This window comes from Planomonospora alba (genome assembly GCF_039534085.1).
GTDB classification, from domain to species: domain Bacteria; phylum Actinomycetota; class Actinomycetes; order Streptosporangiales; family Streptosporangiaceae; genus Planomonospora_B; species Planomonospora_B alba.
The window spans coordinates 121,085-139,584 of the sequence record NZ_BAAAUT010000011.1 but is presented as its reverse complement, the minus strand read 5'-3'; the positions used below and the strand labels follow the sequence as shown (position 1 = coordinate 139,584).

The 18,500-nt window shown below is 74.1% G+C and carries 21 protein-coding genes; 7 read left to right on the top strand and 14 right to left on the bottom strand.

The window, feature by feature from the left end; all coding sequences use genetic code 11:
* Positions 1–44: 44 nt before the first annotated feature.
* The 4 genes from ABD823_RS09110 to ABD823_RS09095 form a co-directional block, all read right to left on the bottom strand.
* Complete coding sequence (locus ABD823_RS09110; RefSeq protein WP_344857791.1) at positions 45–1,496, bottom strand: sugar transferase; 1,452 nt, start codon at positions 1,494–1,496, stop codon at positions 45–47.
* A 431-nt stretch (positions 1,497–1,927) separates the two neighbouring features.
* On the bottom strand, positions 1,928–2,278 hold the full coding sequence (locus ABD823_RS09105) for a hypothetical protein (protein ID WP_344857790.1): 351 nt from the start codon (positions 2,276–2,278) through the stop codon (positions 1,928–1,930).
* Positions 2,279–2,439: 161 nt separating this feature from the next.
* Entirely contained in the window at positions 2,440–3,063 is a 624-nt protein-coding gene (locus ABD823_RS09100; protein WP_344857789.1) for a GntR family transcriptional regulator, read from the bottom strand.
* 9 nt (positions 3,064–3,072) lie between these two features.
* Positions 3,073–4,044, bottom strand: coding sequence for a DMT family transporter (locus ABD823_RS09095; protein ID WP_344857787.1), 972 nt, complete (start codon positions 4,042–4,044; stop codon positions 3,073–3,075).
* Between the two features lie 130 nt (positions 4,045–4,174).
* Here ABD823_RS09095 and ABD823_RS09090 point away from each other — a divergent pair, with 130 nt between their 5' ends.
* Positions 4,175–4,534, top strand: a complete 360-nt coding sequence (locus ABD823_RS09090; RefSeq protein WP_344857786.1) for a barstar family protein — start codon at positions 4,175–4,177, stop codon at positions 4,532–4,534.
* Here ABD823_RS09090 and ABD823_RS09085 read toward each other — a convergent pair.
* Positions 4,444–4,788, bottom strand: coding sequence for a hypothetical protein (locus ABD823_RS09085; protein WP_344857784.1), 345 nt, complete (start codon positions 4,786–4,788; stop codon positions 4,444–4,446). The two genes, ABD823_RS09090 and ABD823_RS09085, sit on opposite strands and share 91 nt — an antisense overlap.
* Positions 4,789–4,964: 176 nt before the next feature.
* On the opposite strand from ABD823_RS09085, the gene ABD823_RS09080 reads away from it, so the two are divergent.
* Both ABD823_RS09080 and ABD823_RS09075 read left to right on the top strand, forming a co-directional pair.
* A complete protein-coding gene (locus tag ABD823_RS09080) occupies positions 4,965–7,148 on the top strand; it encodes a sensor histidine kinase (protein WP_344857783.1) in 2,184 nt (727 codons plus the stop codon).
* Positions 7,145–7,495: a DUF742 domain-containing protein gene (locus ABD823_RS09075; RefSeq protein WP_344857782.1), complete on the top strand. Its 351-nt coding sequence runs from the start codon at positions 7,145–7,147 to the stop codon at positions 7,493–7,495. Before ABD823_RS09080 ends, ABD823_RS09075 begins: the two co-directional genes overlap by 4 nt.
* Positions 7,496–7,556: 61 nt before the next feature.
* On the opposite strand, the gene ABD823_RS09070 is transcribed toward ABD823_RS09075, so the two are convergent.
* Positions 7,557–8,048: a GNAT family N-acetyltransferase gene (locus ABD823_RS09070; RefSeq protein ID WP_344857780.1), complete on the bottom strand. Its 492-nt coding sequence runs from the start codon at positions 8,046–8,048 to the stop codon at positions 7,557–7,559.
* A gap of 222 nt (positions 8,049–8,270) precedes the next feature.
* Between ABD823_RS09070 and ABD823_RS09065 the strand changes: the two genes are divergently transcribed.
* Positions 8,271–8,903 (top strand): GNAT family N-acetyltransferase, encoded by a 633-nt coding sequence (locus ABD823_RS09065; RefSeq protein WP_344857779.1) that lies wholly within the window; start codon positions 8,271–8,273, stop codon positions 8,901–8,903.
* Here ABD823_RS09065 and ABD823_RS09060 read toward each other — a convergent pair.
* The 7 genes from ABD823_RS09060 to ABD823_RS09030 all read right to left on the bottom strand — a co-directional run bounded on the left by ABD823_RS09060 (position 8,848) and on the right by ABD823_RS09030 (position 14,674).
* Complete coding sequence (locus ABD823_RS09060) at positions 8,848–9,522, bottom strand: NUDIX domain-containing protein (protein WP_344857778.1); 675 nt, start codon at positions 9,520–9,522, stop codon at positions 8,848–8,850. The two genes, ABD823_RS09065 and ABD823_RS09060, sit on opposite strands and share 56 nt — an antisense overlap.
* A gap of 116 nt (positions 9,523–9,638) precedes the next feature.
* Positions 9,639–10,211, bottom strand: coding sequence for a putative glycolipid-binding domain-containing protein (locus tag ABD823_RS09055; protein ID WP_344857776.1), 573 nt, complete (start codon positions 10,209–10,211; stop codon positions 9,639–9,641).
* A gap of 81 nt (positions 10,212–10,292) precedes the next feature.
* Positions 10,293–11,153, bottom strand: a complete 861-nt coding sequence (locus ABD823_RS09050; RefSeq protein ID WP_344857774.1) for a CPBP family intramembrane glutamic endopeptidase — start codon at positions 11,151–11,153, stop codon at positions 10,293–10,295.
* A gap of 147 nt (positions 11,154–11,300) precedes the next feature.
* Entirely contained in the window at positions 11,301–12,044 is a 744-nt protein-coding gene (locus tag ABD823_RS09045; RefSeq protein WP_344857772.1) for a glycoside hydrolase family 16 protein, read from the bottom strand.
* 599 nt (positions 12,045–12,643) lie between these two features.
* Positions 12,644–13,420, bottom strand: coding sequence for an SGNH/GDSL hydrolase family protein (locus tag ABD823_RS09040; protein ID WP_344857770.1), 777 nt, complete (start codon positions 13,418–13,420; stop codon positions 12,644–12,646).
* On the bottom strand, positions 13,417–13,995 hold the full coding sequence (locus ABD823_RS09035) for a PadR family transcriptional regulator (protein ID WP_344857768.1): 579 nt from the start codon (positions 13,993–13,995) through the stop codon (positions 13,417–13,419). Before ABD823_RS09035 ends, ABD823_RS09040 begins: the two co-directional genes overlap by 4 nt.
* 106 nt (positions 13,996–14,101) lie before the next feature.
* Positions 14,102–14,674 carry a PadR family transcriptional regulator gene (locus ABD823_RS09030; protein ID WP_344857766.1) on the bottom strand — a complete coding sequence of 191 codons (573 nt, stop codon included), beginning with the start codon at positions 14,672–14,674 and terminating at the stop codon, positions 14,102–14,104.
* 52 nt (positions 14,675–14,726) lie between these two features.
* On the opposite strand from ABD823_RS09030, the gene ABD823_RS09025 reads away from it, so the two are divergent.
* Both ABD823_RS09025 and ABD823_RS09020 read left to right on the top strand, forming a co-directional pair.
* Positions 14,727–15,908, top strand: coding sequence for an FAD-dependent oxidoreductase (locus ABD823_RS09025; protein ID WP_344857764.1), 1,182 nt, complete (start codon positions 14,727–14,729; stop codon positions 15,906–15,908).
* Between the two features lie 122 nt (positions 15,909–16,030).
* Positions 16,031–16,624 carry a dihydrofolate reductase family protein gene (locus tag ABD823_RS09020; protein WP_344857762.1) on the top strand — a complete coding sequence of 198 codons (594 nt, stop codon included), beginning with the start codon at positions 16,031–16,033 and terminating at the stop codon, positions 16,622–16,624.
* Here the strand turns inward: ABD823_RS09020 and ABD823_RS09015 are convergent.
* Entirely contained in the window at positions 16,611–16,997 is a 387-nt protein-coding gene (locus tag ABD823_RS09015) for a MerR family transcriptional regulator (RefSeq protein WP_344857760.1), read from the bottom strand. The genes ABD823_RS09020 and ABD823_RS09015 overlap by 14 nt on opposite strands.
* 70 nt (positions 16,998–17,067) lie before the next feature.
* On the opposite strand from ABD823_RS09015, the gene ABD823_RS09010 reads away from it, so the two are divergent.
* Entirely contained in the window at positions 17,068–18,471 is a 1,404-nt protein-coding gene (locus ABD823_RS09010; RefSeq protein ID WP_344857758.1) for an MFS transporter, read from the top strand.
* Positions 18,472–18,500: the final 29 nt, after the last annotated feature.

Genomic DNA, 18,500 nt, shown 5'->3' with positions numbered 1-18,500 from the left:
CTCCGGCCGCCGTCCCGCGCGGCGGCCGGAGCCCGCGGGCGCGGTCAGTAGGCCCCGGTGCCCCGGGTGACCGCGGACCAGGTCTTCCAGAGGATCTGCAGGTCGAGCACGAGCGACCAGTTCTCGACGTAGCGCAGGTCCAGCCGGACCGACTCCTCCCAGGTCAGGTCCGACCGGCCGCTCACCTGCCACAGGCCGGTCATGCCGGGCTTGACGAGCAGGCGCCGCCGTACGTCGTCGCCGTACTGGGCGACCTCCTCGGGGAGCGGGGGGCGCGGCCCGACCAGGGACATGTCCCCGCGCAGCACGTTCACCAGCTGCGGCAGCTCGTCGACGGAGTAGCGGCGCAGCCAGGCGCCGATGCGGGTGACCCTTGGATCGTTCCTAATCTTGAACAGCACCCCGTCGCCCTCGTTGAGCTCCGCCAGCTCGGATTTGACCCGCTCGGCCTCGGGGATCATGGTCCGGAACTTCAGCACCGTGAACTCGCTGCCGTCCTTGCCGACCCGCGCCTGCCGGAACAGGACGGGACCGCGGTCGGAGGCCTTGATGAGGATCGCGACGGCCACCAGGAAGGGGAGCAGCACCAGCAGGACGAGCAGCGCGCCGACCCGGTCGAAGGCACCCTTGACCAGCTGGCGGATCCCGCCGAGGTCGGGATGGGCGACGTGGAGCAGCGGGAGCCCGGCGACGGGGCGGATGTTGATGCGCGGGCCGGCGACCTCCATGAGCGCCGAGGCGACGTAGAGGTCGGTGTTCTCCTCCTCCAGCCGCCAGGCCAGCCGCCGCAGGGCGACGCCGTCGAACTCGGGACAGGACAGCACCGCGACCGTGTCCGCGCGCACCTCGCGGACGGTCTCGGGCACGGTCGAGAAGTCGCCGAGCACCGGGAAGCCGTCGAACTGCCGGGGGTGGTCGCCGCCGTCCAGGGAGGGCACGCACGCGGCGACGATCTTCATGCCGTGGTGCGGTTTGCGGCTCAGCTGCGTGTGGAGCTCCAGGACGGAGGCCCAGTGCCCCACCACCACGACCCGGCGCATGCACGCGCCCTCGTAGCGGCGGCGGTGCAGCCACTGGCGCAGGCCGTACCGGACGAGGACGTCCACGAAGCCCGCCAGCGGGATGCCGACCACCACGTAGCCCCGGGCGATCGGGGTCTGCGTCGCGTAGGCGATGATGGCCACGGCCGAGGCGATGCCCAGGGCGGCCCGCATGACCTTGTGGTATTCCTCCGACCCCTCGCCGAGGTAGCGCTCGTCGTAGCCGCTCGCGGTCCAGATGACCAGAGGCCAGGCCATGATGAGGACGACCGCCAGGGCGATCTCCTGGGCCGTGAGGTAACCGAGGAACCACCGTGCCACGACCACTCCGGTCAGCGACACGGACGCGCACGCGACGTCGCAGAGGATCGCGGTGCGGACGTAGGACCTCACCCATTCGGCGGATCCCACGCTTGGCCGCGAAGCACCGATCTTCTCGCCGACTACAACGCTCATACACCCTCGCCGCGCTTGATCCGCACCATGCACAACAGACGCCGCTGTAGGTGCAACGGTTCACACCTTACTCAGCCTTGCCACCCATGACTTTCATGATAGAAAGATCAGGTTTTAAGGTGAACTACACCCACTTGTCCACAACTGGACATGCCTCTGTGAACATCTCCTGTAGACGGTGTGCACGGCAGGGTACACAGGGGGCGCACCGGCACCGGGGTGCGGGGGTGAAGCCGGCCGAGCCGGGGAGGCGCAGCTCACACGCGCACGGCCCGGCGGGGACGGCGGCGCGCGGCGTTGTCAGGTGTTGCCGTTGACCACCCGGCCCGGGATCGTTCCAGCCGGCCGCGCGCCCGCACCGGGGCGGGCGACCCCGGACACGCTCCCGGCCGCACCGTCGCGGACGCGCTCCCGGCCGTGGCTCGGCGCCCTCAGTCGTACTCCAGGTCGGGCAGCGCCGACGGCGGCTCGGGACTGCGCCAGACGACGACGGAGGAGTCCCGGGCGGTGTCCATCGCCGCGCTGAGCCGCTCCGGGTCGAAGTCCGGCAGATAGCGCAGGCGCGCCAGGAAGGTCGCGTCCGTCGCGGAGTGGGGCACGACGCACCCCTGCCCGTCGCGGTCGAGGAGGATGTAGAGGATGTCCGCGTCGGCCTCGCCTGCGACCCGCACCTCGACGACGTCCTCCCACGCGAGGGCGTCGACGCTGCCGTCCGCGTAGTGGCGGGTCACGCCCTCTTCGGTGACGTACACGTAGGTGTCCGGCACTGAGTTGCCGTGCATGGCCGCGATTGTGACGACTCCGGGGCGTCCCGTGCAATAGAGCCGCGCCAGCCGGGCGGCCGGCCGTCCCGGCCCGTGCGCCGGCCGCACGCCGCGCCGGCCCTGCGGCCCGAGCCGGCCCCTCCCGCCCCGGCCCGCGCCGTACGGCCGCCGCCGCGCGGTCAGGGGGCGCCCCAGCCGTGGTCGAGATGCTCGGCGACCGCCCGGCGGGCGGCCTCCTCGGGGACGGCGACGATCGCGTCGAGCAGGGCGCGGTGCTCGGCGACCAGGACGTCCCTGTCGGGGTAGGAGGAGCGCAGCCGTACCAGGCCCAGCCGGGTCTCCGCGGCCAGCGCCGCGTACAGCCGCTCCAGCCGCGGGCTGCCCACCGCGACCACCAGGGCCTGGTGCAGCGCCATGTGCTCGGCCACCACGTCGGACCAGGGCGCGTCCGGCGGCAGCGCGGCCATCCGCGCCAGCGCCCCGTCCGCCTCCGCCACCCGCCGCCCGGCCAGGGAGGCGGCCACCAGGTCCTCCAGCGGGCGGCGGACGAACATCAGGTCGTCCAGGTCGGCCTCGGTCACCTCCACCACCTGGGCGCTGCGGTTGCGCTCCCGGCGGAGCAGCCCTTCGTGGACGAGGACCGCCAGCGCCTCGCGGACGGTCGGGCGGGCCACCCCGTAGGCGGCGGACAGCTCCTGCTCGGGCAGGGCGGTGCCCGGCGGGATCTCCCCGGAGAGCACGCGGCGGCGCAGCTCGCCGGCGAGCGCGGTGACGGCGGAGACGGGACGGAGGGGGACGGTCACACCAGGAGCCTATTGCCGGGGCTCCGGCTCGGGGACGCGGATCCGGGGCACCGCCTCGGCCGCCCCGCCGCTCCCGCCGCCCTCGGGTGACTCCCGCTCCGCTGCCCGGACCCCGGTCCGCTCCCCGGACCGGGGAGCGGGCCGCCGCTCGGGCAGGGCGACGACGACCAGCGCCGCCCCGAGCAGCAGCAGCCCCGCGGCCGACAGCGGGGTCAGCCGCTCGCCCAGGACGGCGACGCCGAGCAGCGCGGCCACCGCGGGCTCGGCCAGGGCCAGGGTGGCGGCGGTCGCCACCGGGGTGGTGCGCAGGCCCCTGCCGTACAGGAAATAGGCCAGGGCGGTGGTGGCGCAGCCGAGGTAGAGGGCGGCCAGCAGGCCGCGGGGCTCGGTGAGCCAGCCGGCCCCGGACCAGAGCAGGACCGGGAGCATGACCACGGCCGCCCCGCCGAACATCGCCGCCATGACGGCGTCGGAGGACGCGCCCGCCCCGATCACCCGGGCCGCGGCCACCGCGTAGCAGGCGTAGATCAGCCCGCCGAGCAGCGCGAGCAGGATCCCGTCCGCGCGCGCCTGCCCTCCTCCGCCGCTCAGCACGGCGCAGCCCGTGACCGCCGTCGCGGTCGCCGCGGCCCAGCGCCCGCCGGGCGGCACCCGGTCGATGATCCAGGAGAGCAGACCGGTGAAGACCGGGCCGCTGCCGATGGAGACCACGGTGCCGACGGCCACGCCGGTCCGGTCGATCGCGGCGAAGTAGCAGAGCTGGTAGGCGGCCACTCCCAGGGCCGCCGCCAGGAGCAGTCCCCGCCGGGGCAGCGCCCGTACGGCGGCGCCGGCGGTCAGGGTCACGGCGCCGGCCAGCACCAGGCCGCCCACCACCAGGCGGGCGGCGGCGACGGAGACCGGGGCGACTCCGGTGACGAGCAGTCCGGCGGTCCCCGCGGTGCCCCAGAGCACGGCGGCGCCGAGAACGGCGAGCTTCATGGGAACATTGTCAGACAACCAGACAATGAAAGTCCACCGGATTCCGCCGGAGCGGGCTCCCGGCCGTTTCCACCCCGGGCGAACGGGTAGCTACCCCCGCGTGAGATTTCGGGCTGCGGAGGTGACCTCGTTGTCCAGGGGAACGTTCGAGGAGGGGCCCGAGGCGGCCTTCCAGGAGAGGATCGCCGCGGCCACGCCCCACCGGCTGGACGGCTCGGGCGTCACCACCTCGGCCGAGGCCATGGCGGCGATCGCCGAGGCGCTGTCGTTCCCGGACACCTTCGGCAACAACCTCGACGCGCTGTACGACCACCTGACCGACCTGTCCTGGCTGGCGCCGGGCGAGCACGCGCTCGTGTGGTCGAAGACCTCGGCGCTGCGCGACTGCGACCGGCCTGCCTACGACGCGATCCGGACCGTGCTCTCCGAGGCCGTCGCCGACGGCACGCCGGAGAAGGCCTTCCTGTCGGTCTTCCTCCTGACCGACTGAGCGGTCGCCGCGCAGTGGGCGCAGAACACGCCCCGCCGGCCCTCGGCGCAGGTGCAGAACCACCGCAGCGCGTCCTCCGCGTCCCTGCGGAACTCCACGCACGCGGCGCCGTCGTCCACCTCGGCGGTCACGCACAGCGGGCCGAACCTCACCAGCTGCACGGCTCCCGCCTGCTCCAGCTCGCCTCCCCTGGCCAGCGCCGGCCCGGCCGCGCGTTCCAGCTGCGACCCGAGCAGCTCCGCCATCTCCTTCATGGGGGCCTCCCCTAATCGTCAAGAAAAGACGTGCCCGGAAGCCCCGGGGTTCCGCCTCACTTCAAGGGGAGGTGACCATCTCCTCCGCCGACGTCCGGCAGGAAGATACTCGCCTCCCTGGTCGGGAGTGCTCCACGTTGCTAAAGTTTCGGCACTGTTAACCGCGCATACCCGTAATGCGAGGTATTGTGGCCGCCCGCAAACATTCGATCAAGACGAAGATCTTCGTCCTCCTCCTGGTACCCCTCGTCTCCCTGGTGGCCATCTGGGGGTTCGCGGCGGCGATCACCTTGCGGAGCGGCCAGGAACTCCTCATCGTCAGCAGGGTCCACGAGCACGTGACCGTGCCCACCCGCGCGCTCGCCACCGCCCTCCAGCACGAGCGGCTGCTCTCCCTGACCCTCCTCGGCGACGCCACGGCCTCGCGCTCCGCCCTGGACGCCCAGCGGACCAAGACCAACAACGCGCGCGCCGAGCTCGAACGGCTCTCCACTGAGGCCAGGGACGACATCCCGGCCCCGCTGTGGGAGCGGGTGGTCCGGCTGTTGGCCGCGACGGACCGGCTCACCGAGGCCCGCAGCGGCGTGGACAGCCGCTCCAGCGGCCGGCTGCAGACCCTCGACGCCTACACCGGGATCATCGATCTGGCCTTCGACGTCTACGAGAAGCTGCGGATCTCGGCCGACATCGACCTGATCGACCAGGTGCGGGCCACCACCGTGGTCGGGCGGAGCCGCGAGATGATGAGCCGGCAGACCGCCCTGATCTCCGGGGCCGTCGCCGCCGGGACCATCACCGCGCAGGAGCGCGCCCGCTTCGCCGAGCTGGTCACCGGCCGCAGGCTGCTGTTCGCCGTGGGCACCCAGCAGCTCGACGACCGGTTGCGGACGTCCTACACCCGACTGGCGGGCACCGACGCCTACGCCGAGTTCGAGCGGATCGAGAGCGCCTTCCGCACCTCCACGCGGCCCGACGCCTCCTGGGCGACGGCCTCCGTCACGCTGGCCGACGCCTTCGACCGCGTCGCCGGCGACGTCAGCCAGCGCATCGCCGACCGCGCCGCCCCCATGGCCACCGCCACCCTGGTGCAGATCGGCGTCGCCGGCGGTCTCGGCCTGGTCGCGGTCGCGGCGTCCGTCTTCGTCTCGGTCCGCTTCGGCCGCCGGATCGGCACCGAGCTCGTCGGCCTGCAGCGGGCCGCCCTCGACCTCGCCGACCGGCGTCTGCCCGACGTGGTCGCGCGGCTGCGCAAGGGCGAGGACGTCTGCGCGGTCTCGGAGGTCCCCGAGCTGAACTACGGCACCACCGCGGAGATCGTGCGCGTCGGCGAGGCGTTCTCCTCCGTCCAGCGCACGGCCGTCGAGGCGGCCGTCGGCCAGGCCGAGATGCGCAAGGGCGTGGGCAAGGTCTTCGTCAACCTGGCCAGGCGCAGCCAGTCGCTGCTGCACCGGCAGCTCGCCATGCTGGAGGCGATGGAGCGCCGGGCCACCGACCCGGAGACCCTCGAGGACCTGTTCGCCCTGGACCACCTGACCACCCGCATGCGCCGCCACGCCGAGGGCCTGATCATCCTGTCGGGTTCGGTGCCCGGCCGCGGCTGGCGCAGGCCCGTGGCGATCTACGACGTGGTCCGCGCCGCCGTCGAGGAGGTGGAGGACTACCGCCGCGTCACGGTCGAGGTGCCGCACGGCCCGGCGCTCGTCGGCACGGTGGCCACCGACGTCATCCACCTGGTCGCCGAGCTGGTGGAGAACGCCACGATCTTCTCCCCGCCGAACACCCCGGTCCGCGTGCACGGCGAGCCCGCCGCGCGGGGCTACGCGATCGAGGTGGAGGACCGCGGCCTCGGCATGAAGCCGGAGGAGATGGCGGAGCTCAACGCGCGGCTGGCCGAGCCCCCGGAGTTCGACCTGGCCGACAGCGACCGGCTGGGACTGTTCGTCGTGAGCCGGCTGGCCGCCCGGCACGGCATCCGCGTCTCCCTCCGCCCGTCGCCGTTCGGCGGCACCAGTGCGATCGTGCTCGTCCCGGAGGCGCTGGTGGCCGAGGTGTCCGGGGCGGAGCCGCAGGCCGGGCCGCCGGCCGGGTGGACCGCCGCCGAGGCCCGCGATCCCGTCCCCGGGGCCGGCCCCGCGGCGGGGGGCGGCACCGGGACCGTCCCGGGCCCGGCCGCGGGGACCACGGAAGGCGGCCTGCCCCGACGCGTCCGGCGCGCCGTACCGGACCAGGCCCCGCCGCCCGGAGAACCGCCCCCGCGGGTACGGCAGGCGGGCGGTGGCGGGCCCGCCGAGCCGAGCAGCGTGCTGACGTCGTTCCGCGCGGGGTGGCTCCGCGCCGAGGAGGAGGGCGAGGGGAGATGACAGAGCGCTGGCTCGACCAGGACGCCGGACCGATCGTGCGCCCCTACACGGTCACCCGGGGGCGGACCCGCCCGTCAGGGGCCCGCTTCGACCTGATCGCCACGGTGACGGCGATCAGGGCCGCCCCGGCGGACCTGCCCCCGGAGCACCGGCGGGTCCTGGCCGCCTGCCGGCGTCCGGTCTCGGTGGCCGAGCTGGCGTCGGAGACCGGACTGGCCGTCGGCGTGGTCGGGGTGCTCCTGGGCGACCTGCGCGACGCGGGGCTGGTGACCGTGCAGGCGTCGCCCGACCCGGTGATCCAGGAGAGCCTGCTCCGGGACGTCCTCGCCGGTCTGCGGGCCCTCTGAGCGCGGGCGGCCCGCGGATCTTACGGGACGGCCCGCCGGCCCCTTTCGCAGGCGGCGGGGTTCAGTCGGTGGCCAGGCGGGCGTGCCGCTCCACGTCGAAGCGCTCGTGCCCGTACCTGAGCTTGGCCCGCTCGATCCCCTCGGCCGCGAAGCCCGCCTTGACCGCCACCGCGCAGGAGGCGGGGTTGTTCAGCCGGTGCCCCAGTTCGAGGCGGAACAGTCCGCGCTCCCGGAACGCCCACTCGGCCAGCAGGAGCGTCGCCGCCGCCGCGACGCCGCGGCCCCGGGCGTGCGGGGAGGTCCAGTAGGAGACCCAGCCCGTGTCGTGCGCGTCGATGTTGCTCACCGCGACGTTCCCGACCACCTCGCCGCCCGCCGTGACGGCGAAGGCCCGCGCGTCGTCCCGGAACCCCCAGAACGCCATCCACTCCAGCGCCGCCTCGGGCGTGTCGACCGGACGGGCGGACTGCTGCGCCATGTCGGGCGCGGCGAAGGCGGCGAGCACGGCGGGCACGTCGTCGGGGCGCCAGCCCCGGAGCCTCACCTCGATCATGCGGTCACCGTCCTCCGTCGGCGGGGCGGCCCCGGCGCCCCCGGCCCCCCCGGCCGAATCTACCCGCGGACCGCGGCCGGGAAGGCCGGGCGCGGCCTCCCCGGCGCCGATGCCGCCCTTTCGTTACAGAGGATCGGCTCAGAGGACCGGCCACCGCGCCACCGGCCGCCACCTGTCTCGAAATATTGTGAGAGCGCTCTCCGAGAGAGCATCATGGTCCCCATGACGACCATCCGCCCGTACCGCCCCGAAGACCGCGACGCGCTCTACGACATCTGCGTCCGCACCGCCCACGAGGGCGGGGACTCCCGGCACATCTACCCCGACCTGGAGCTGATGCCCAGCATCTTCGCCGCCCCCTACGCCGAACTGGAGCCGGACCTGGCCTTCGTGCTCGACGACGGGGAACGCGCGGTCGGCTACGTCCTCGGCACCGCCGACACCGCCGCCTTCGTCCGGAACTACCGGGAGAACTGGCTGCCCCGGATGAGAGAGCGCTTCCCCGCCCTGGACGGGCCGCCCACCACCCCCAGCGAGACGATGATCGACCTCATGTACCGCCCGGAGCGCATGATCCTGCCCGAGCTGGCCGGCTACCCGGCCCACCTCCACATCGACCTGCTCCCCTCCCACCAGGGCAGGGGACACGGCCGCGCACTCATGCACGCCTTCCTCGACGCGCTGCACGGCAAGGGCGTGCCCGCCGTCCACCTCGGCATGGTCACCGCCAACACCGCGGCCCGCGCGTTCTACGACCGGCTCGGCTTCCACGAGATCGCGGTCGCCGACCCGGGCCCGCTCACCTATCTCGGCCGGCGAACGGACCGGACAGCGCCGCCCACTGCAGCAGCATGATGGTCTTGGCGTCGGCGATCCCACCCGAGGCGACCATCTCCAGCGCCTCGGCGAAGGGCAGCTCGACCACCTCGATGTCCTCGCCCTCGCCCGCCAGCCCGCCGCCCTCGCCGGCCCTGAGGTCCGCCCGGTACGGCGCGGCGAAGAAGTGCACCCGCTCGGTGACCGACCCCGGGCTCATGTAGACGTCGAAGACGTGCCGGACCTCGCCGATCTCGTAGCCGGTCTCCTCGGCGGCCTCGCGCCGGATCGCGGTCTCCGGATCGTCGTCGTCGAGCAGGCCCGCCGCGGTCTCCAGCAGCATCCCGTCCGGGTGCCCGTTGACGTAGACGGGGTAGCGGAACTGCCGGGTCAGCAGGACCGTCCCGCGCTCGGCGTCGTAGAGCAGCACGGTGGCGCCGTTGCCCCGGTCGTAGGTCTCGCGCTCCTCCACGCTCCAGGTCCCGTCCGCCCGCCGGTAGTCGAAGGTCGTCTTCCGCAGGACGTACCAGCTGGACGCCAGGAGCTCCACCTCCCGCACCCGCACCCGGGGGTTGCCGGTCAGGTCCCGCCCCGCCCGGTCCAGCCCGGTGCGGCCCCGCCGGTCGGGCACGTCGATCCCCGGCACCCCGTTCGGCACGCGCGTCTCCCCCCGCGGTCCCGCGCCCCGCCCGCTCCCGGCGGGACGTCCGGAAAGGCGCGGTGCTCCCGGATCCGCACTGTACAGCAGCGCCCGCGGGACGGTGCCGGCGCGGATCAGCGGACCGCCAGCCTCGCCAAGCCCGGGTAGTCGGTGACGACGCCGTCGCCGTCGTAGACCAGGTCGGCGCTGAAGCCCTCGCTCTCGTAGCGCACGGAGTCCGGGCCGAGATGCGTGTAGCTCTGCGGGTGGTGGACCACGTGCAGGTGGGGCACCTGGACCAGCGCCATGACGAAGCCCATCCGCCCCTGGCTCTTCAGCAGCCCGTGGCGGAGCACCGGCATGGTGTTGGTCATCGGCGACAGCGCCAGGTCGCAGTCGAGCGCGTCGTTGAGGCCCGCCATGTCACCGCCGGGCTCCGGGCCGTCCAGGGAGCCCTCGCACTTGGTCTCGCAGGACCAGATGCCGTCGGTGCCGCGCCGCAGGTCGAGGGCGCGCGCCCAGCCCGCGCCGTGCGCCCGCACGCTCAGCAGTTCCGTCACGTAGTCGGCCGAGGTGCGCAGGGAGTACTCCAGGCGGTAGGGCACCGGGTCCGTCCCGATCGCCACGCCGACCGCCGTCAACCCCGACGAGAAGTCCGCCTCGGCGTACTCGGCCCCCTCGTCCTTCATCCACACGAGCCCGCGCATCGCGCTCTCCTTCCAGCGAACCCTCCATGGTCCACCGTGCCCCGGAGAATCCGCGCGAACCACGCGCGCCGCGCCGTACCGTCACACCCCGGAGCCGGCCGGCGTGCGCTCCTCGGCGGGCACCCGCTCGACCGGGGCGGCGGACAGGGCGCCCGGGCCCCGGTGGACACGGCGCAGCGAGCGGCGCAGGGTGAGCAGCGCCGCACCGGCCAGCACGGCGGCCAGGCAGAGCAGCTCGACGGGGACGAGCCCCTCACCGGCCGTGACCAGCCGCTCGTTCAGCATGCAGTACCCCGCGTGGAAGCCGACGGCGAGCCACAGGTCGCCGGTGGCGATCCGGCAGGCGGCGAGCATGAACCCGAACGCGACCGCCTGCAGCACGTAGAGCGGCTTCTCCGCCGCCGCTCCGGTCCCGCCGGAGGAGACCAGGTGCAGCATCCCGAACAGGACGGAGGTGATCGCGACCGCCGCCCCCAGCGGCAGCGACGCGCGCAGGTGCCGGAACAGGTAGCCGCGGAACCACAGCTCCTCGGGTACGGCCTGCACCAGCAGGGCCGAGGGGACGATGACCGTCAGCCAGGCCGGCACGCTCGCCAGGGAGGCGTCCGGATCCCACTCGGCCGCGCCGGCCAGCACGCACAGGGCGTCGGCCGCGACGACCACGGCGAGTCCCGCCGCCGTCCCGCGCAGCATCCGGCCCGCCGAGGCGCGGGAGAAGGTCAGCCCCAGCGCGGACCAGGGGTCGCCCTCCACGAGGCGCTGCACGCACCAGGTGAGGCCGATCGCGCAGGCCGTCACCCCCGCCCCCGCCACGAGGTAGAAGACGCCCGTCGACATGCCGGGGATCAGCGACACGAACAGGACGGTGAAGACGGACGCGAACAGGCCGGCCACGGCCAGACCGGACCGCCAGACGGGTTCGAGACGAGCGGAGCAGCGCATGGGCCAACGCTAGGAACGGCGGCCGCGCGCCCGCACGAGGCGCGGGCATTCCACACCATGGCTTGTACCGCGCCTGGTGGTATCCGTACCGGACCATGGCCGCCAGCGGGGTTTCCCCGTCGGGCGGACCGCCGGGCCGGGCACCGGTCACCTGCTCACCCGGACGTAGTCCACGGTCAGGGTGCTGTTCAGCCTCGCCGCCGGGGTGCCGGCCTGCGAGCCGACGGCGATGTTCAGGATCACCTCGGCGGGCGAGTCCGCCGGCACCCGGTACGGCAGGACCCGCACGAGCCTGCCGTCGAGGTAGAACCACGCCCGGCCGGACCGCCCCGTGGTCCACCTGACCTTGTAGACGTGCCACCGGGTGGCGTCGACCCCGTAGGCGCCCCCGGCGCCGGAGCCGCCCCCGTCGGTGTGCACGTGGTATTCCGGGTCCCAGCTCGCCCCGTTGAGGCCGTTCTCCATCAGGTCGATCTCGCCGTAGTGCGGCGTCTTCGCCGCGGGCCTGCCGAGCAGCCAGATCGCGGGCCACGCGCCGGCCTGCCACCCGGACATCTTCGCCCTGACCTCCAGGGTGCCGCCCTTCCAGGCGGGCCGGGAGACGAGCCGCGCCGAGGTGTACGCGCGCGACACCCCGTCGGCTCCGACGTGCCTCTCCGCCCGGGCGGTGATCACGAGATGCCCGGCGCCGTCGAGCCGCGCGTTGCGCCTCGCCGCGGTGTAGCACTGGTCCTCGGCCCCGTGCCCCCACATGCACCCCTTCTCCTGCCGCCACCGCGCGGCGGAGGGCCCCCGCCCGGCGGGGCCGGTGAACTCGTCCCGGAACACGTGGCGCCCGGTGCGCCCGTCCTCCCCGGCCGCCGGGGAGGACGCCTCCTGGGCCGGCGGCACCGCCCCGCCCGTCCCCGGGGGAGACGCCCCCGGATCCGGCGCCATGAGCCCGGCCGCATCCGGGAACGGTGGCGCGGGCGCGGCCGCATCCGGGAACGACGGCACCGCCCCGGCCGCATCCGGGAAGGGCGGCGCGGGCGTGGACCCGTCGGGGAACGGCGACGCGGCCGTCCCCGTCCCGGCGGCGGGCGCCGCCGCGCCGAGCGCCCCCTGGGGCGCCCCGGCGGGCGCTCCGAGGGACACGGCCGCGGCCAGCCCCGCGAGCGCGGTCAGCCGCCCGGCCCGCCCGGTCCGCCCGGCCCGCCCGGTCCGCCCGGTCCGCCCTTCGGCCCACCCGGTCCGCCCGGTCCGCCTCACGGTCCACCCCCGCTCCCGCCCGGCCGGCGGGCCGTCACCGGAGGTCCTCCCCCCGGGTGGTCCCGGGCCTGCGGCAGCCGGGCAGGGCCGGCCGTCGTCGTGGCAGGCAGCATGGGCGCAATCCCGTGCTCCCGCCCTGTCCCCGCGGTCTGCGCTCCCCGCCCACGGCTCCCCCGTCCGTCGTGGTGACGTTGCAGGAGCAGTTATGTCACTCTTAGTAATAATCCAAACGCTAAAAGTGTCTACGTCCGGATATCGACCGGTGCGAGAGCGGGGCGCTTGGCCGTCCGGCCGTCGCCGGAGGAGCGGCCGAGCAGGCGGCGGCCGAGCCACGGTCCGGCGAACGCGGTGAACCAGCGCAGTTCCGTCGCCGCCGCGCGCCAGACGGGAGGCGCGGGCAGCGGCGGGAGCGGGTCCATCCACGTGCCGTCGCTGCCGGGCAGGTCCAGCGCGTGCGCCAGCGCGGCGGCGATCACGGCGTGCCCGGCGGGGCTGGCGTGCAGCCGGTCCGCGCTCCACAGCCGGGCGTCGGTGACGGACACGAGCGGGAAGGTGTCGACGACGACCACGTCGTGGCGGGCGGCGGCCCGGCGGATGCGCTCGTTGAGATCGAGCACCCTGGGCAGCAGCCGCCGCGCGAGCGGGACGATCCTGCCGATGTCGGGGTAGGTCACGGTGACCACGCGCGCCCCGGCGGCGGTCAACCGGGCGAACATCTCCTCCAGGGCGCCCGCCACCTCGGCCGCGTCGAACCCAGGCCGGATGAGGTCGTTCATGCCCGCCACCACCGTGGCCAGATCGGGCCGCAGCGCCAGGGCGGCCGGGAGCTGCTCGTCGCGCACCTGGACGGCGCGCCTGCCGCGCACCGCGAGGTTGGCGTACAGCAGGCCGGGGTCGGCGCGGGCCAGGTGCTCGGCGAGCCGGTCGGCGAAGCCGCGGTGCCCCCGCACGTCGTCGCCGTCGCCGAGCCCCTCGGTCTGGCTGTCCCCGAGGGCGACGTACCGGTGATAGACCGTCACGACGGCCTCCTCTCCGCGCGCCGCGCGGCGCGCCCGCTCAGTGTCCGCGCCGTCTGCACGCACCACTCGTGCATCTGCCGCTCCAGCCGGAGCCCGCCCAGGCACGTGAGGTACGGGCCGACGCGCTCCCCCCGGCGCAGGAACTCCTCCTCCTCCAGCCCGCCCCGCAGGTGCGCCAGCATCCTGCCGAACAGTTCGAGCTTGGCCGCCGCCTCCCTGGCGCGCTCGTGCAGCTGGTCGATCAGAGGGCCGGGATCGAGCAGGTCGCAGGCGTGGACCTTCACGATCAGGTCGTCGCGGATCAGCAACGGCTTGGCCGGTGCGGCGGCGAACGCGGCCAGCTCGGCGAGGCCGGCCTCGGTCACGGTGAACACCCGCTTGTCGGGACGGCCCTGCTGCACCACCCGGCGACCCGCCACCAGGCCGGCGGCCTCCATCCTGGCCAGCTCGGCGTAGAGCTGCTGCGGGGCGGCGTACCAGAAGTCGGCGACGCCCACATCGAAGATCTTGGCCAGCTGGTAGCCGCTGTACTCGCCGTCCAGCAGCGCCGCCAGCACCGCGTGCCGGAGCGCCATGCGTCAGCCGTACTCATGGATTTGACTAGTCATGGACATGACCATAAGAGCCGGCGCGGGGACGGGCAAGCCCGCAGGGGGGCGTCCGCCTCGCGGGGCGGGTCCGTCACGTCAGGAAGCGGTCCCAGGCGAGCCGGCCGTCCCGCAGGTCGGCGACCAGTTCCCGGACGTAGTCGAGTTCCGCCCGGAGCACGGCCCGCCGGTACTCGCTCTCCACGAGGAAGAGGCGGGGCAGGAAGGCCGCGCCCTCGGCCAGCTCACCGTCCAGCGCGGCCAGCCCCGCCTCCAGGGCCGCCAGGCGCTCCTCCAGCGCGGAACGGGCCTCCTGCGCCGGCAGCACCGGCAGGAAGGCGAGCGCGGCGGGGAACTCGGGGAACTCCCGGGCCGGCGTGGCGAGCATCGTCCGCATCCAGTCGCGCAGCGTCTCCAGCCCGGCGGCGGTGAGCTCGTAGACGGTCCGCTCCGGGCGGTTCTCCTCCCGCGAGGTCTCCCGGACCGCGATGAGGCCGGCGCGGAGCAGCCGGTCGATCGTCTGGTAGACGCTGTTGCGCTGCGCGACGTTGACGACGTCGTCCTTGTGCCGCTCCTTGATCAGCTGCTGCATGCGGTACGCGTGCATGGGCTCCTCGGCGACCAGGGAGAGCAGCGCCATGGCCAGGGGAGACCGCCTCGTGGACATGGCGCCATCGTAGGACCGTTCCCTTCTTAGTCATTTTATGTATAGTCATTACATGACTAAGCGAGCTCTGATCATCGGCGGGGGCATCGCCGGCCCGGTGACGGCCATGGCCCTGCAGCGGGCCGGCGTCGACGGCGAGGTCTTCGAGGCCTACGACCACGGCGCCGAGGGGGTGGGCGCCTTCCTCACCCTCGCGGTCAACGGGCTGGAGGCACTGCGCCCGCTCGGCCTGCACGGCCTCGTCGCGGACCTGGGCGTGGACACCCCGCGGATGCGGATCACCAACGCGCGCGGCAAGCCGCTTGCCGTCCTCCACCAGCCCAGCCGGACGCTGAAGCGCGCCGACCTCTACCGGGCCCTGCGCGACGAGGCCGTACGGCGCGGCATCCCGATCCACTACGGCAGGCGCCTCACCGACGCCTCGGTCACCCCGGACGGCGTGCGGGCGGTCTTCGCCGACGGGAGCACCGCCGAGGGCGACCTGCTCGTCGGAGCCGACGGGCTGCGCTCGCGCGTCCGGACGGTCATCGACCCCGGGGCGCCGCGCGCCCGGCACGTGGGGCTGCTGAACACGGGCGGTTTCGCGCGGGGCGTCACCGTGCCGGGCGAGGCGGGGACCAACCACTTCGTCTTCGGCCGCAGGTGCTTCTTCGGCTACCTGGTCCACCCGGGCGGGGAGGTGTGGTGGTTCGCCAACCCGCCCAGCCCCGGCGAGCCGAGCCCGCAGGAACTGGCCGCGATCACCCCGGAGCGGTGGCGGGCCAGGTTGGCGGAGCTGTTCACCGGCGACACCGGCCCGATGCTCGACATCATCGGCGCGACCGAGCACATCCTGCCCGCCTGGAACACCTACGACCTGCCGACCGTGCCGACGTGGTCCAACGAGCGCATGGTGATCGTGGGCGACGCCGCGCACGCGACCTCCCCCTCGGCGGGCCAGGGCGCGTCGATGGCGATCGAGGACGCGGTGGTGCTGGCCATGTGCCTGCGCGACCTGCCGGACACCCGCGAGGCGTTCGCCGCCTTCGAGCGGCTCCGGCGCGGCCGGGTGGAGCGGGTCGTGGCCCAGGGCAGGCGGAACGGAACCGGCAAGGCCCCGGGCCCCGCCGGCGCCTTCGTCCGCGACCTCGTGCTGCCGGCGGTCATGCGGCACCTGACCCGCCGGAACACGCTGGCCTGGATGTACGACCACCGGATCGCCTGGGACGAGCCGGTGTCCGCGGCGTCCCGCTGAGCGCCGGCCCTCCCGGCCTCCGGCCCCTCGGGCCCCGTATCCCGATTCCCTGTTGACACCACTCTGCTCGTAGTACTACGGTCACAATCACTACAGACAAAGTACTTAGAGCGGAGTGAAGTATGCGGAAGCTGGTCTACTACGTCGGCGTCAGCCTCGACGGCTACATCGCCGGGCCGGGCGGCGAGTTCGACTTCTACTTCGACTGCGGCCCGGCCGACCGGTCCGCCGAGCCGATGGACGACATGATGGCCTGGATCACCGCGGAGTATCCCGACACGGTGCCCACCCACCTCCGCGCGCAGATCGGCCTCGACGCGCCCAACCGGCGCTTCGACACCGTGCTGATGGGCCGCGGCACCTACCAGGTCGACACCGCCGTCACCAGTCCCTACCGGCACCTGAAGCAGTACGTCGTCTCGACCACGATCCCCGGGATCGACGAGCCCGGGGTGGAGCTGGTCTCCGGCGACCCCCTGGCACTGGTGCGGCGGCTGAAGAAGGAGGGCGGCATGGACATCTGGCTCTGCGGCGGCGGCAGGCTCGCCGGATCCCTGCTCCCGGAGATCGACGAGCTGATCGTCAAGAGCTACCCCGTGGTCGCGGGCGCGGGCCTGCCCATGGTCGCCGGGGAGTTCGACCCCACCCATTTCGTCCCCACCCGGTCGCGCTCCTTCGGCAACGGCGCCACCGTCACCTGGTTCACCCGGCGGTGACGCGGTCCGCGGACGGGAGGCCGCGGACCGCGTCGAGGTAGGCGCCGATCGCGTCCCGGTTCCTGGTCAGGCAGCGGATGCGCGCGTCGAGCTGATCGCGGTGGCGCTCCAGGGCCGCGATGATCTCCGGGTCGGCGTCGGCGACGTGGATCGCGCGCGGGTCGTCGAGGCAGGGCAGGATCCGCCCGATGATCCGCGTGGGCACCCCGGCGTCGATCAGGCCGCGGATCTGCACGACCCGGTCGACGAGGCACTCGGCGTAGTCCCGGTAGCCGTTCGCCGTCCGGCCGGGATCGAGCAGTCCCCGCTCCTCGTAGTAGCGCAGCAGCCGCGTGGGCACGCCCGTGCGCGCGGCCAGCTCCCCGATCCTCACGGCGTCCTCCCGTGCGCTTCCCTTCTCACTAATGTGAATGTACAAGCATGCTCTCATGCCCACCGGAGTCATGACAGCAGCACCGCCGGCGGCCGGGCGCGGGCACGGCACCCTGGCCGTGGTCGCGGTCGCCCAGTTCCTCATCGCCCTCGACTACTCGGTCATCTACATCGCCCTGCCCGGCATCGCCGCCGACCTGGCCCTCGACCCCGCCCTCGCCCAGTGGGTCGTCAGCGCCTACGGGGTCCTCTTCGCGGGCTTCCTCATCGTCGGTGGACGCCTGGCGGACCGGCTCGGCGCCCGCCGCCTGTTCGTCCTGGCGGTCGTCGGCTTCGGCGCCGCCGGCGCGCTCGGCGGCGCGGCCGGCGACGGGACGCTCCTGCTGGCCGCGCGCGCTGGGCAGGGGCTCGGGGCCGCCCTGCTCCAGCCCGCCGTCCTCGCCCTCATCGGGACGGCCTTCCCCGCGGGCCCCGCGCGCACCAGGGCGCTGGCGGTGTGGGGCTCGGTCGGGGCCTCGGGCCTCGCCGCCGGCGCGATCCTCGGCGGCCTGCTCACCACGGCGTCCTGGCGACTGACCTTCTTCGTCAACGTCCCCCTCACCCTGCTGTGCGCGCTGGGCGCCGTCCTGTGGACCGCCCGCCCGGCCCGCGGCCGCGCCCCGTCCGGCCGGCTCCCGGTGCTCGCCTCGGTCCTCGGCACCGGCACCGTGCTCACCCTGGTCCTCGGGCTGACCCTGGCCGCCGACCGGGGCTGGACCTCCGGGCCGGCCCTCGTCCCCCTCGCCCTCGCCCCGGTCCTGCTGCTGTGCTTCGTCCGCAACGAGAGGGCCGCGCGCGGCGTCCTGATCGAGCCCGTCCTGCGGCGCATCGCCTCGCTGCGCACCGGCGCGGGGGCGACCGCGCTCTACATGGCGAGCGTGGGCTCGGAGTTCTACCTGCTCACCCTCCTGCTGCAGACGGTCGAGGACTACTCCCCGCTCCAGGCGGGACTGGCCTTCCTGCCGCTGGCCCTCATGGTGACCGCCGGCAACGCGGCCGCGGGCCGCGCCGTACGGCGGGCCCGCCCGGCCACCGTGCTCCTCGCCGGGTTCGCCGCCGCCGCGGCGGGCCTGTCCTGGCTCGCGCTCACCCTGCACGGGGGCTCCTACGCCGCCGACCTGCTGCCGGGGCTCGTCCTCAGCGGCTTCGGCCACGGGGTGATCTACTCGGCGATGTTCGTCATCGGTACCCGGGACGTGCCGGCGGAGCACCAGGGAACGGCGGGCGCCCTGCTCACCACCTCCCAGTACCTCTCGGGTGCGCTCACCGTCGCCGTCCTCACCCTGGTCCTGGACACCGCGCCCGGCCACGCCCAGTTCCGTGCCGCCTTCCTGGTCACCGCCGCCGCGGCGGCCGCCGGGGCCCTCCTCGCCGCGGCACGGCGGCGGGCAGGCTCCCCCGACGACCCCACCGGCCCGCCCGAAACGGGGCATTGACGAATCAAATGAACACTCTTTTACTTCCT